Origin of the sequence: Martinezella rhizogenes, assembly GCF_000799715.1 — a bacterium.
Taxonomy (GTDB): Bacteria; Pseudomonadota; Alphaproteobacteria; order Rhizobiales; family Rhizobiaceae; genus Rhizobium; species Rhizobium rhizogenes_C.
The window spans coordinates 311046-323823 of sequence record NZ_JUHG01000014.1 but is presented as its reverse complement, the minus strand read 5'-3'; the positions used below and the strand labels follow the sequence as shown (position 1 = coordinate 323823).

At 61.5% G+C, this 12778-nt stretch carries 12 protein-coding genes; 4 read left to right on the top strand and 8 right to left on the bottom strand.

Annotation, left to right across the window (positions count from 1 at the left end; all coding sequences use genetic code 11):
• Window positions 1–7 precede the first annotated feature (7 nt).
• Window positions 8–2296 (top strand): NADP-dependent malic enzyme, encoded by a 2289-nt coding sequence (locus EX00_RS19080; RefSeq protein ID WP_047461290.1) that lies wholly within the window; start codon window positions 8–10, stop codon window positions 2294–2296.
• A 76-nt stretch (window positions 2297–2372) separates the two neighbouring features.
• Window positions 2373–3782: an adenylate/guanylate cyclase domain-containing protein gene (locus tag EX00_RS19075; protein ID WP_047461282.1), complete on the top strand. Its 1410-nt coding sequence runs from the start codon at window positions 2373–2375 to the stop codon at window positions 3780–3782.
• Between the two features lie 37 nt (window positions 3783–3819).
• Here EX00_RS19075 and olsB read toward each other — a convergent pair whose 3' ends face one another.
• From olsB to EX00_RS19050, 5 genes are all read right to left on the bottom strand, one after another.
• The gene (gene olsB / locus EX00_RS19070; RefSeq protein WP_047461869.1) at window positions 3820–4698 is read right to left on the bottom strand and encodes a l-ornithine N(alpha)-acyltransferase; all 879 of its coding nucleotides are present in this window, start codon (window positions 4696–4698) and stop codon (window positions 3820–3822) included.
• A 225-nt stretch (window positions 4699–4923) separates the two neighbouring features.
• Window positions 4924–7227: an ATP-binding protein gene (locus EX00_RS19065; protein WP_047461279.1), complete on the bottom strand. Its 2304-nt coding sequence runs from the start codon at window positions 7225–7227 to the stop codon at window positions 4924–4926.
• A gap of 55 nt (window positions 7228–7282) precedes the next feature.
• Window positions 7283–7801 (bottom strand): signal peptidase II, encoded by a 519-nt coding sequence (lspA, locus tag EX00_RS19060; protein ID WP_047461276.1) that lies wholly within the window; start codon window positions 7799–7801, stop codon window positions 7283–7285.
• Window positions 7798–8658, bottom strand: coding sequence for a TrmH family RNA methyltransferase (locus tag EX00_RS19055; protein WP_047461273.1), 861 nt, complete (start codon window positions 8656–8658; stop codon window positions 7798–7800). The genes lspA and EX00_RS19055 overlap by 4 nt, the downstream gene beginning before the upstream one ends.
• Window positions 8655–9809: a class I SAM-dependent methyltransferase gene (locus EX00_RS19050; RefSeq protein ID WP_404944026.1), complete on the bottom strand. Its 1155-nt coding sequence runs from the start codon at window positions 9807–9809 to the stop codon at window positions 8655–8657. The genes EX00_RS19055 and EX00_RS19050 overlap by 4 nt, the downstream gene beginning before the upstream one ends.
• Before the next feature lie 115 nt (window positions 9810–9924).
• Between EX00_RS19050 and EX00_RS19045 the strand changes: the two genes are divergently transcribed.
• The gene (locus tag EX00_RS19045; RefSeq protein WP_047461268.1) at window positions 9925–10377 is read left to right on the top strand and encodes an SRPBCC family protein; all 453 of its coding nucleotides are present in this window, start codon (window positions 9925–9927) and stop codon (window positions 10375–10377) included.
• A gap of 35 nt (window positions 10378–10412) precedes the next feature.
• Window positions 10413–10862 carry a GNAT family N-acetyltransferase gene (locus tag EX00_RS19040; protein ID WP_047461265.1) on the top strand — a complete coding sequence of 150 codons (450 nt, stop codon included), beginning with the start codon at window positions 10413–10415 and terminating at the stop codon, window positions 10860–10862.
• Here EX00_RS19040 and EX00_RS19035 read toward each other — a convergent pair whose 3' ends face one another.
• The 3 genes from EX00_RS19035 to sppA all read right to left on the bottom strand — a co-directional run bounded on the left by EX00_RS19035 (window position 10863) and on the right by sppA (window position 12645).
• Complete coding sequence (locus tag EX00_RS19035) at window positions 10863–11195, bottom strand: lipopolysaccharide assembly protein LapA domain-containing protein (protein ID WP_047461261.1); 333 nt, start codon at window positions 11193–11195, stop codon at window positions 10863–10865. It abuts the gene before it with no gap.
• 157 nt (window positions 11196–11352) lie between these two features.
• Entirely contained in the window at window positions 11353–11661 is a 309-nt protein-coding gene (locus tag EX00_RS19030; RefSeq protein ID WP_047461258.1) for an integration host factor subunit beta, read from the bottom strand.
• Between the two features lie 27 nt (window positions 11662–11688).
• Window positions 11689–12645 carry a signal peptide peptidase SppA gene (sppA, locus tag EX00_RS19025; protein WP_047461255.1) on the bottom strand — a complete coding sequence of 319 codons (957 nt, stop codon included), beginning with the start codon at window positions 12643–12645 and terminating at the stop codon, window positions 11689–11691.
• Window positions 12646–12778: the final 133 nt, after the last annotated feature.

The window sequence follows — 12778 nt, the reverse complement described above, 5'->3', positions numbered from 1 at the left end:
AGGAAACATGCCTGACACCAACAGCACGCCGCGTCCGGGAACGGGGATCACCGATCAGGAAGCACTCGACTTCCACAAGCAGGGCCGCCCCGGCAAGCTTGAGATCAACCCGACAAAACCGATGGCGACGCAGCGCGATCTTTCGCTCGCCTATTCGCCCGGTGTCGCCGTTCCCGTGAAGGCGATCGCCGCCGATCCGGCGACAGCCTACGACTATACGGCGCGCGGCAATATGGTGGCCGTCATCTCCAACGGCACTGCCATCCTCGGCCTTGGCAATCTGGGGGCGCTTGCCTCCAAGCCGGTCATGGAAGGCAAGGCCGTTCTCTTCAAGCGCTTTGCCGACGTCGATTCGATCGATCTCGAAATCGACACCGAAAATGTCGACGAGTTCATCAATTGCGTGCGCTATCTCGGCCCCTCCTTCGGCGGCATCAACCTCGAGGACATCAAGGCGCCCGACTGCTTCATCATCGAACAGCGCCTGCGCGAACTGATGGATATCCCCGTCTTCCACGACGACCAGCACGGCACCGCCATCATCGCCGCCGCCGGCCTGATCAACGCGCTGGAACTGACCGGCCGTGACCTCAAGACCACCAAGCTCGTTTGCAATGGCGCGGGTGCCGCAGCGATCGCCTGCGTCGAGCTGATCAAGGCGATGGGCTTCAATCCGGAAAACGTCGTGCTCTGCGACACCAAGGGCGTGATCTATCAGGGCCGCAGCGAAGGCATGAACCAGTGGAAATCGGCGCATGCGGTGAAAACCGACAAGCGGACACTGGAAGAAGCGATGCAGGGCGCCGATGTCGTTCTCGGCCTGTCGCAGAAGGGTGCCTTCTCCGCCGAGATGATCCGTTCCATGGCCGACAGGCCGATCATCTTCGCCATGGCCAATCCCGATCCGGAAATCACGCCGGAGGAAGTCGCCCGCATCCGCGACGATGCCATCATGGCAACCGGGCGCTCGGACTATCCGAACCAGGTCAACAACGTCCTCGGCTTCCCCTACATCTTCCGCGGCGCGCTTGATGTCCGCGCCTCGACGATCAACGATGAAATGAAGATTGCCGCTGTCAGGGCCTTGGCGAACCTCGCCCGCGAAGACGTACCGGACGATGTGGTCGCCGCCTACCAGGGTGCGAGACCGCGCTTCGGCGCGCAATACATCATCCCCGTACCCTTCGATCCGCGTCTGATCTCGGCAATCCCGGTTGCCGTGGCGCAAGCGGCGATCGAGAGCGGCGTCGCCCGTCGCGCCATACCCGACATGGCCGCCTATGCGCGCGAACTCTCGGCCCGGCGCGACCCGATCGCCTCGACGCTGGCGCAACTTTACGAACGCGTCCGCCGGCATCCAAAGCGCATCGTCTTTGCCGAAGCGGAAGAAGAACAGGTCATGCGCGCCGCGCTATCCTATGCCAACCAGGAGCTGGGCACCGCCATCCTGCTCGGTCGCGAGGACCTGATCCACGCTACCGCCGAGCGCGCCGGGATCGATCTCAACCGGCCCGGCCTCGAAATCGTCAATGCCCGCATTTCCAAGCGGGTGGATGCCTATATCGACTATCTCTATGCCCGGCTGCAGCGCAAAGGCTATCTGCACCGCGATGTGACGCGCCTGATCCACAACGACCGCAATCACTTCGCCGCCTGCATGGTGGCGCTCGGTGATGCCGACGGCATGGTGACCGGAGTGACGCGTAATTATTCGACAGCACTCGAGGACGTGCGCCGCTGCATTGACGCCAAGCCGGGGCACCGGGTCGTCGGCGTGTCGCTGGTGCTTGCGCGCGGCCGCACCGTCATCGTCGCTGATACCGCCGTGCACGACATGCCAACGGCCGAGGAACTGGCCGACATCGCCGAGGAGGCCGCCGGCTTCGCCCGGCGCATGGGCTATGAACCACGCGTCGCCATGCTCGCCTATTCCACTTTCGGCCATCCCTCGGGCGAACGCTCCGAGCGGGTGCGAGAAGCCGTCAGCATCCTCGACAAGCGCTATGTCAATTTCGAGTTCGATGGCGAAATGGCCGCCGACGTCGCGCTGAACCGCAAGATCATGGAGAGCCAGTATCCCTTTTCCCGCCTCTCCGGTCCCGCCAATGTGCTTGTCATGCCGGCCTTCCACTCCGCCGCGATCTCCACCAAGATGCTGCAGGAACTCGGTGGCTCCACCGTCATCGGCCCGCTGCTCGTCGGCCTCGACAAGCCGGTGCAGATCACCTCGATGGGCGCGAAGGATTCGGACATCGTCAATATGGCGGCGATTGCCGCCTATGGCGCTGGGTCGTAGCCGGGAACCCACATCGGAGGGCCGGCGGTCAAAGAAAGACGATGGCCGCCGCCTCAATTCGGTGTAGAATAGATGGATGAGTGAGGCTCGGTCCCTGTTCGGAGTGCTGCGCCATTCAGCGCGGCCAGATATTGTCGACGCTATCGAGCGGCTCGTCCTTGAGGCACCCGACCGCAAGCTCAACCGCGTGAACGCCCTTGCCTTCGCAGCCGAAAACGACTTCGACGAAGAGCAAACCATCAATGCCTTCCTGCATGCATCCCGCCTCGGCCTGTTCGAGATATCGTGGAATGTTCTCTGCCCCGGTTGCGGTGGAGTGCTGGACGCCAATACCTCGCTGAAAACAGTACAGAGCGATACCTATAGCTGCGCGCTTTGCGCGGCCGGCTATGAGCCGACGCTCGATGAGATGGTCGAGGTCACCTTTACCATCAGTCCCCGCGTGCGCCACATCGAAGCACACAATCCGCACGAGCTGCCGCCCCTCGAATATTTTCGCCAGATCTATTGGGGTTCCGGTGTCGATCTTCCAGATGAGGGTTATGAGGCGAAGGTCGACGAGTTCATACTAGAGTCGCTGGAGCTGCCCGCCGGAGAGAAAGCCGTCGTATCGCTGCAATTGCCGGCGGAGTTCGTCATCATCTTCGAGCCGGTTACCCACGCGGCGCAATTCCTCGATGTCAAAGGCGAGCCGTCGAAAGAGCGGCAGACCGTTTCGCTCGTCTTCGACCGCCTGCATCGGCACGGCGAACCCATCACCCTACGCCCCGGACCCCTACGCATCCTGATGGAGAATCACACGGAGGTCCGCGCGCTGCCATCAATCTGCGTGGCCAACGACGCGCTTCATGCCCTTCTCAGCCGCCGCCGCCCATTCCTGACCGCCAAGCAACTGCTCTCCAACCAGACCTTCCGCGATATCTATCGCACGGATACGATCGACGTGAACCAGCGGCTGAAGATCACCAGCCTCACCTTTCTCTTCACCGACCTGCGCGGTTCGACGGAGCTGTACGAAAGGGTCGGCGACCTCGCCGCTTTCGATCTGGTCAGAACCCATTTCAGCATCCTGCACGAGATCGTAGGCGCTGAAGCAGGCGCGGTCGTGAAAACCATTGGCGACGCTGTCATGGCAACCTTCCCCACTCCGGACCGGGCATTGGTCGCGGCCATGCGGATGCGAGAGGCCATGATCACGCTGAATAGCGAACGCGGCAACGACGACCTGCTTCTAAAAATCGGAATCCACGAGGGGCCGTGCATCGCGGTCAGTCTGAACGAGCGGCAGGACTATTTTGGACAGACGGTCAACATCGCCTCTCGCGTGCAGCATTTGGCGACATCGCGCGAAATATTCGCGACCGGCTCGGTACTCGACAATCCCCGCGCCGCCGAATTCCTGACGATGCATGACCTGAAGCCGGTGTCCCATCACGTCTCGCTCCGCGGTATCACGGATGAAATCGATATTTTCGCTATTCCCTGATGTTCGGCGGTTACCGAGCGGGTGAGGCTTGCGCCGATCAGCTCGCGAACCGGCCGGTCGCTGCACCGTAGTAGTTGACGTAGCGATCCGAAATGCTGGCGATCGGCAGGACGATCAGCACGTCCGTCGTGTTGAAGGCATGGTCGACGACAGCGTCGGAGCCGACCATGGCGCCGAGGCGCAAGTAACCCTTGATCAAGGGCGGCAGCGCCATCAGCGCCTTCTTGGAATTGATAGCCTCGACCGGCATCAGGTCCATGGTGCGCGCGAGCGACGGCAACGCGCCGACGGTCCATTCGTCCTTGGCGACGACGTTGTGATAAAGGAACGACAGGGCCAGCGCATGCTGCTCCGGACGAACGCCGGGGAAAGAGGCGCAACCGAACATGGCGCCCATGCCATGCTTCACCGCATAGGCCCAGTTCCCCTGCCACAGCAGTTCGACGGTGCGCTTGTTGCGATAGGCCGGCAGCACGCAGGAGCGGCCGAGTTCCATGAACTGCTTGTCGGGATGGCGGGCCATAAGCGCGCCGATGTCGAATTCCGACGAGGAGTAAAAGCCGCCATTCGCCATGGCCACTTCCTGCCGCAACAGACGGTAGGTGCCGACGATCTGGTCTTCCGTATCGCCTTCCAGCGACTGGTCGAGCACCAGCAAATGGTCGCAGATCGAATCATAGCTATCGACGTCGCGCTGGCGACGCATGGCGTCAGCCGGCAACTGCGCGTTCATCTCCTCGACGAAAACGCGATAGCGAACGGCCTGAGCGGCGTCAATTTCCCGCGCCGTGCGAGCAAGGCGGGTTTCTAGATTTCCGATGCGACCGAACACATCGCTTGCAACCGGTGCGATCGTCGCCTTTGAAGACTGAACCATTTCGCCCTGAGCTTCGCGATTCAAAATTTCGATGGACATGACGCCTCCCCCCTTCTGCAGGTTGATATAGCGCCATAAAGCAAATTCTTGCGACAGGAAAGTGACATGGCGCCTCGCGAAAAGCAAGAAGCGTGCCTGTTGCAAATATCTAATAAGCGGGAAGTCCCCAACTTCCGGGGACGTTCATCGAATAGCGCCACGCGGCTTTAGGGTAAGATTTAACTTAAATAAGCGAAGGAAGAGAAACGTTGATTCGCAATCAGATTATTCGGTCCAGGCGCGTTCGAGAGCGATCTTCGACAGGTTTTGCACCGTGCCGATGAGGCGCTGCGGATCGACCGGCTTGACAATGACGGCATCGGCTCCAGCCAGCAGCACCTGACGACGTATGGCGTCGCGGCTGTCCGCGGTCAGCACGATCACGGGCAGAGGCGAAAGACCGGCCCGGCGCTCCTGCGCCCGCAATTGCGCAAGCACCGTCACGCCGTCGCCGCCGGGCATGGTGAGATCGGTGACGATGATATCGGGCCGGTTCTCGCCCTTTTCCATGCGGGCAAGCAGGCCGGTGAAATCCTCGACGAGGCGAACCTTGTGTCCGGCCTTGGCGAGCATGGCACGCACCAGCATGGCATTAACGGGATCGTCCTCGCCGAGCAGGACATTAAAGGACATATCCGTTGCTTCCGGCGTTATCAGACCGAAACCGGGCGGATTGTCGATCAGGGCATCCCGCTTCTCCATGCCGCGCATGCGGCCGCTCAAAACATCGATCAGCGATTGCTCGCGCAGCGGCCGGATCAGCCAGGCGTCGAAAAGATCAAGCGGATGCGTGTTGCGCTCCTCCGGATTGACGAGGAAGATCTTGCGCAGGCCGGAGGCAGACAATTCGTTTCCCTCACGGAAATACCATGGCGCCATGCGATGATCGACGATCAGATCCGTCAATGGCCCGTCTTCGCCCTCGGGCGCGGATTGGGAAAGGTTTCCGACGTCGTCCGGACCGATCAGGCGGCAGTGGCCACCGAGCGTGCGGATGGTCTGAGCGATCGCCGTACTTGCCGCCCCTTCCGGCGCCAGCAGCAGGATGCGGGATCTCTTGAGCAGATCGTCCCGCCTGTCGGGCGCATCCTCACCAGTGACCAGGGACACGGGAAAGCGGATGGTGAATTCGCTGCCGTCGCCCCGCTCGCTGGCGACGCTCAGCGCGCCACCGAATTCGCGCAGGATGCGGGCGGAGATCGCAAGCCCGAGCCCCGTGCCGGCGCTTCTGTCCAGCACATTGCCGGCCTGTTCGAACTCGCCGAAGATGCGCGCCTGCTCCTCCCCGGTCATGCCCGGTCCACTATCCCTGACCGAGATCAACAGATCGCCGCCATCAAGGCCGGCGCGAATGAGCACGCCGCCCGCCTGGGTGAACTTCACGGCATTGCCGATGACGTTGAACAGGACCTGACGCAGCCGGGCCGGATCGAATTCCATGGTCTCGGGAACATCGGCCGAAACCGTAGCGGCAATCTCGATGCCCTTCTCGTGGGCGCGATGGGCGAGCATTTCGACGACACCTTCGAGCAGCGGCCGCAGCGCCTCGGCGCGCGGTCGAAGCTGAAAGCGGCCGACTTCGATCGTCGAGAAATCCAGGAGATCTTCGACCAGCTGTACCAGCGCATTGCCGGACTGGCGGATGCCGGTCAGGTAATTGGCCTGCTCCAGCGTCAGCGGCGTCTGAGCCAGCAGATGGTTCATGCCGAGAATGCCCGACAGGGGCGTGCGGATCTCGTGGCTGACGGTGGCAAGCAGCCGCGATTTGGCTGCACTATTGTACTCGGCCTTCAGCCGTGCATCCTCGCGCAGGCGCGCGGCCTGCCGCTCCTCGGTCACGTCACGGGCGACGCTTTGGATGCTGAGCCTGCCCGAGACCGGATCGCGAAACATGACATCGTGCCAGGCAAAGATGCGCGGGCCTTCCGGCGTGGAAATCTCGGCGTCCTGGCGCTGCGATGCCGTGACCGCGCGAAAGACGAGCCCGGCTTCTTCCAGCGTCAGGCCCTCCGGGTTGGCCTTGCCGGTCAGCCTGCGGAACGTCGCGTTGGCATGGATGATGCGGCGCTCGATGCAGCGCGTGACCGTGATATCGCCGAGCGCATCATGGATGGTGGCGAACAGGCTGGTGCTCTCATTGCTCTCCCACAGGCGGTCATGCTCGTGCTCGCTGAGCGGCGGTACGTCGGCTATGGTCTTGCGACCGGTCTTCCGCTTCGCAGCGACGCCAGCAACTACGATTGCCAGGGCCATCAGGCCCAGCAGGCCGGCAAGCGCCAGCAGGCCTCCGGCATAGCCGACCAACAGCAGCGCCACACCGGCGAGCAGGCCGCCGCCGTTCAGCCAATTGCGTTGCAGCCATTGAGAAAAAAAGGGGGGAGCGGATATGTCCTGTTCAACTGGCGTCAAAATCCCGATCGGATCGGCGTCCAGGCGAGGCGCGTCGATGACCGGCCGTTCACGCGGCCCGGTTTGGTCGTCGGTGACGGCGGCGACAAGCTTTTCCTGCAGGTTTGCCAGAGTGCTCATGCCCGTTTGCTAACACGCGCACTCTTCCCGATGCCTTCAGGGATTCGCTAGAATTTTAAGCGTCTGCCTTTTTTGGCGAGAGAAGCTCGTCCAGAATGACGCAGCCGGCCCCAATGGTGATGAAGCTGTCGGCGAGATTGAAGACCGCGAAGGACCATGTTTCCGTGTGGAAGAGAACGTAGTCGATCACATGGCCGTAGAGAAACCGGTCGATCAGGTTGCCGAGCGCGCCAGCGATGATCAGGGCAAAACCGAGATGGGCGAGCCAGCGATGGCTGGGCGTACGCCGCCACAGCCAGATCACGAAGGCGACGATGACGAGCCGCATGCCGACGATGAACCAGCCATCCATGCCCGACAGCATCGAGAAGGCGACGCCGAGATTGTAAGTGCGGTAGAGCGCCAGCATCGGAATGACCGGCACCATCTCCTGCAGCGGCAGCCAGTGATCGACCATGATCTTCACGGCCTGATCAAGGATGACGGCGATGACGATGAAAATCAGGATCGGCAGGGGCCGGGAAAACAATGCGGGCTTGGCGGCGGCCTGTTTGTTTATCTCGCTGTCGGTCATCGTGTCTCGCTGAGGGTGAGAAGATGGCGGCGGGCTTCGAACAGCATCACCGCCGTCGCCACTGCCAGGTTGAGGCTGTCGGCGCGGCCGGCCTGCGGGATGCGGGCAAGCGCATCGGCCTCCTTCGCCAGGGCATCCGGCAGGCCGGACTGCTCGTTGCCCATCAGGAGCACGACGGGCTTCTTCTTGTAATCGATCGTGCGGTAGTCGACCGCGCCGGCCAGATGCGTGGCAACGACGGCGACACCGGCCGTCTTCTTCCAAGCCAGAAACTCTTCCGGCGTCGCCTTGACGACGGGAACGGCGAAGACCGAGCCCATGGTGGCGCGCACGGTTTCCAGCGAAAAGGGATCGGTCGTCTCGCCGACAAGGATCACGCCCGACGCGCCGGCTGCATCGGCCGTGCGGATGATGGTGCCGAGATTGCCGGGATCGCGCACACGATCGAGCGCCACCCAGGTCTCGCCGGCTTTCGGCCTGACGTCCCTAAGCGGCCGCCAACGCTGATCGAAGATGCCGACTACCATCTGCGGATTGTCACGACGGGTGATGGAGGCAATGACCTTTTCGCTGACTTCGAGTACCAGCCCGCCGGCGGCGACGGTCTTGGCGGCGACTTGCTCGACCAGCGGCTTGCCCTTGGCGGCCTTGGCGTAAACCAGCGTGCGGATGGTCCAGCCGAGTTCGAGCGCATCGATGACCAGCTTCAAGCCTTCCGCCAGGAAAGCACCGCTTTCCTCACGCGACTTCTTGTTGGTCAGCGCCTTGATGTCCTTGATGATCGGATTGGCAAGCGAGGTGACCTCCTTGACCTGTCCGACCTTGCGGGGGCCGTCGTTTCTGTAGTCCTGGTTCATTTCGGCACCCAGCGGCTGAAGAGAGATGTGGAAAGCGCCCTGCCCGGCGTTTTGCCGTCAAGGCCGGCCTCGCGGATGACCAGTTCGCCGGATTCGACGACGCCGCCAGCGCCGCGCATCGTTTCGCGCATCAGCTCATGGATCGAATAGAAGCTGGCGCGGATGGAATAGGCCGTCAGCACCAGGCCAAGCGCCCTAGGCGACAGGATCTCGCGGCAGATATCGAGCATCAACGGCAGGTGCTCGAAGAGATGCCAGACCTCGCCGTTCGGGCCACGGCCGAATTTCGGCGGGTCGGTGAGGATGATGTCGTATGTGTTGCCACGCCGTTCCTCACGCAGGATGAACTTCATGGCGTCTTCGCAGATCCAGCGGATCGGCAGCTTTTCCATGCGGCCGAGCGCCTGGTTTTCCCGCGCCCAGCCGATCGCCTTCTTCGAGGCGTCGACATGGGTGACCTCGGCGCCGGCAGCGGCGGCGACCAGCGAGGCAACGCCGGTATAGCCAAAGAGGTTCAGCACCTTCAGCGGCCGGTTCGCAGCTTCGACCTGCTGTTTCATCCAGGCCCAGTGGACGATCTGCTCCGGGAAGACGCCGACATGGCGAAAGGCGGTGAAGCGGCCAAGGAAATCGACGCCGAGCAATTTCAGTGGCCAGGTTTCGCCGAGCACCTCGCGCGGAAACCGCCAGCGGCCCATGCCGTCCTCATCAGTGTCACCGGTGAAGATCGAATCGGCATTGTCCCAGATATGGGCAGGAAGCGACGGCTGCCACAGCGCCTGCGCCTCGGGCCGCACGATGCGGTAAGGACCATATTGCTCGAGCTTCAGCCCGTTGCCGGTGTCGATCAGGTGGAAATCGCCGGCGCCCATCGATTCGAGGATGACGGGCACGCGCTCGACCGGACGCTCGCCGCTGCGGGCGATCATCGGGCGTTCCGGTGCTGCCAGAACAGGCGCCGTATCGCGCGGCTCCGCCATTCGCTCGCCACGGTCGCGCGCAACCGCCGCCGGCCTTGGGCCGGTATCGCGTGCGGGCTTTGCCGGTGGCTTGCCGGCCTTGATCGGCGTGTCACGCCTGGCATCCCTTGGGGATTTTGCGCTCGCGCCGCCCGCGGCTCTCTGGCCGGGCCGGCTTTCCCTGTGTTTCACCATGCTTGTCTCAAAATTGATATGTGCGTGCAAATAGCATCTGGCCGCCACTTGGCAAAGCGCTTTCCGATCTGCGATGATCCCGGGACAAAATGTCAGATTGGGAGGATTGCGCATGGATATGACCGGCGAAGAACGGATTGCCGCGCCGCGGGATGCGGTGTGGGCCGCGCTGAACGACCCTGACATTCTCAAGCAATGCATTCCCGGCTGCCAGAGCCTGGAGAGAATTTCGCCGACCCAGCTGACAGCAACGGTGAAATTGAAGATCGGCCCGGTCTCCGCCTCCTTCAATGGCGAAGTGACGCTCTCCAACATTAACGCGCCGGAGAGCTATACGATCTCCGGAGAAGGAAAGGGCGGCATTGCCGGTTTTGCCAAGGGCGGGGCGGATGTGGTTCTCAAGGAGGACGGCGACGAGACGATCCTGCAATATGCGGCGAAAGCCCAGGTTGGCGGCAAGATCGCCCAGCTCGGTTCGCGGCTGGTCGATTCCAGCGCCAAGAAACTGGCGCAGCAGTTTTTCACCGACTTCACCGCCGCCATCAATGGCCAGGCCAGCGCCTGATTGCGGGCATCGCCCTGCTCTCTTGAAGATCGCTCATGATGTCTGAGACAAGCCACTGGACCATTCGACCGGCACGCGAGCAGGACACGGACAGTCTCGCCGAGATCTATCTCGGCGTGCGCCGCCAGACCTTTATCTGGGTCGATCCCGTGCGATTCCATCGGGAGGATTTCGCCGCGCATACGCAAGGCGAGCGCATTCTCGTCTGCGAGGACGAGCATGGGATGATTGCCGGCTTCCTGACGCTATGGGAACCGGATAATTTCATCCATATGCTCTATATTCTGCCGGCGTTTCAGGGCAGCGGCGCCGGCAGGGCATTGCTTTCCGCCCTGCCGGAATGGCCCAGGCGGCGCTACCGGCTGAAATGCCTGGTGAGAAATACGCGTGCTATCGCCTTCTACCGCGCCATCGGCTTCGAAATCGTCGGCGATGGCGCATCGCCGGAGGGCGACTACAAGGACATGCAGCTCAGAAGTGAATAATCACTTCGAGGGAAGTTGGCCGGCGATCTGCTCGGCGCGGCTGCGATGCTTATCTGCCTCCGCCTGCCAGCGCACGGCTTCGCGCGACTGATTGCGGGCACGCTTGCGGTATTTACCCTGATTGACCCAGGTGACTGCCGCGCCAACCACCATGCCGAGGATCAGTGCGACAAATAGCAGCACGAAAAGCGGTGCGTGCAGCGACAGCACCTGGTCCTCGGGCCTGAACGGATTGAGAGCAAGCGTGGAGGCTTGCCGGTTGGCGACGCAGAAGACAATCAGGATGATGCCGAGCGGCAGCAATATCAGCAAATTGATGATCTTCTTGGTCATTGCGCACGCTCCTGTATCCCGACGCCTTCGTGCAACGCACTCGTATCGCCTCTAGCCGCAGAATAAGAAAGACTGGGCTGAGTTCAAGTGCCGCCAGGTTGCGGCACGATGATGTCCACCATGGATAACCATGGGGGATTTCGGTCGGAAGCGACTGTTAGCTGTCGTCGTCGTCTTCGTCGCCAGCGCCAGGATTGAGGCGTTCACGCAGCTCCTTGCCCGTCTTGAAGAACGGAACCCATTTTTCCTCGACGAACACGGTGTCGCCGGTGCGTGGGTTGCGACCGGAGCGCGAAGGACGGTTCTTGACGGAGAAAGCGCCGAAGCCGCGTAGCTCCACCCGGTTACCGGCGGCGAGCGCATCTGTGATCTCGTCGAGGACAGCGTTGACGATATTTTCGACGTCGCGGTGATAGAGATGCGGGTTACGAGCCGCAACAATCTGCACCAATTCCGACTTGATCACGGTTTGCCCCCTTAAATCATTGATTTATCAATTGGCTGCACCCTGCCAAACAGAAAGCAGGCCGTCAAGAAACAACTTCTCGGTCATTATTTTCTGGAGATCCTCTCCCTTCACAAAATCATCATAACCGAAGAGATTTAGCAACCGGGAAGCAGCGGCCGGCCAAAAGAAGGACGAAGTTTTGTCCTCGGCCTTCCAATCGACGATCCGCAGGTCTTTCTTGACCTTGCGCGTATCAAGATAGGCACGGATTTCGTCCTCGCCGCCGAGCGTATCGATCAGCTTGTTCTGCAACGCCTGACGACCGGTGAAAATGCTGCCGTCGGCAAGCTTCAGCACCTCCTCGCGCGGCAGCTTGCGGCGATCGGCGACAAGATCGACGAACCAGCCGTAGCTGTCCATCACCATGCTTCGGATCATGTTTTTGGCATCTTCGCTCGGCGGATGAAAAGGCGACGGCTCGGCCTTCATCGGCGACGACTTGATGTCTTCCAGCGAGACGCCGAGCTTGTCGAGCAGGTCTTTCGCCTGCGGATACTGGAAGATGACGCCGATCGAACCGGTGATCGAGGTGTCGCCCGCGACGATGTCGTCGCCCGCAGTGGCGATCATATAGCCGGCGGACGCCGCCACGGTGCGTATATCGGAGACGACAGGCTTCTTGGCGGCGACGGCGCGGATGGCCTTGAAGATCCGTTCGCCACCATAGGTCGTGCCGCCGGTCGACGAGATCGACACGATCAGCGCCTTGACCTGATCATTGTCCTTGATCTTCTTCAGCCGCTCCAAAAGATCGTCATCATCGCGGATGATGCCGGAAATAGTGACCCGGGCGATCTGCGGCCCGCGTGCATCCGGCAAGTCGGCAGCAAAGAAACGATACAGAGCAAAACCAAGTGCCACCAGGAGAAGAACGGCGATGATGCGCCAAAAACCAAGCTTGCGGCGCAATTGCCGCCTGTCTGCGATTGCAGAACTGTCCATGACGCCTTATCTCTCCCCTTGTTGTAAACTGGGCATGCTACAACCGGATATATGATACCTTGAAACGGGCGCAATCCTTCGTGAGTATGCTGGCCACGTTTTTCGAAATTATATATCGGGACTTTTGTCCAGT

Bases quoted from the DNA above. Each gene is read 5' to 3' on its own strand.
- EX00_RS19035 (WP_047461261.1), bottom strand. From the start codon at position 11,195: ATGACCAAGAAGATCATCAATTTGCTGATATTGCTGCCGCTCGGCATC.
- EX00_RS19045 (WP_047461268.1), top strand. From the start codon at position 9,925: ATGGATATGACCGGCGAAGAACGGATTGCCGCGCCGCGGGATGCGGTG.
- sppA (WP_047461255.1), bottom strand. From the start codon at position 12,645: ATGGACAGTTCTGCAATCGCAGACAGGCGGCAATTGCGCCGCAAGCTT.
- olsB (WP_047461869.1), bottom strand. From the start codon at position 4,698: ATGTCCATCGAAATTTTGAATCGCGAAGCTCAGGGCGAAATGGTTCAG.
- EX00_RS19055 (WP_047461273.1), bottom strand. From the start codon at position 8,658: ATGAACCAGGACTACAGAAACGACGGCCCCCGCAAGGTCGGACAGGTC.
- EX00_RS19065 (WP_047461279.1), bottom strand. From the start codon at position 7,227: ATGAGCACTCTGGCAAACCTGCAGGAAAAGCTTGTCGCCGCCGTCACC.
- EX00_RS19080 (WP_047461290.1), top strand. From the start codon at position 8: ATGCCTGACACCAACAGCACGCCGCGTCCGGGAACGGGGATCACCGAT.
- EX00_RS19040 (WP_047461265.1), top strand. From the start codon at position 10,413: ATGATGTCTGAGACAAGCCACTGGACCATTCGACCGGCACGCGAGCAG.
- lspA (WP_047461276.1), bottom strand. From the start codon at position 7,801: ATGACCGACAGCGAGATAAACAAACAGGCCGCCGCCAAGCCCGCATTG.
- EX00_RS19075 (WP_047461282.1), top strand. From the start codon at position 2,373: ATGAGTGAGGCTCGGTCCCTGTTCGGAGTGCTGCGCCATTCAGCGCGG.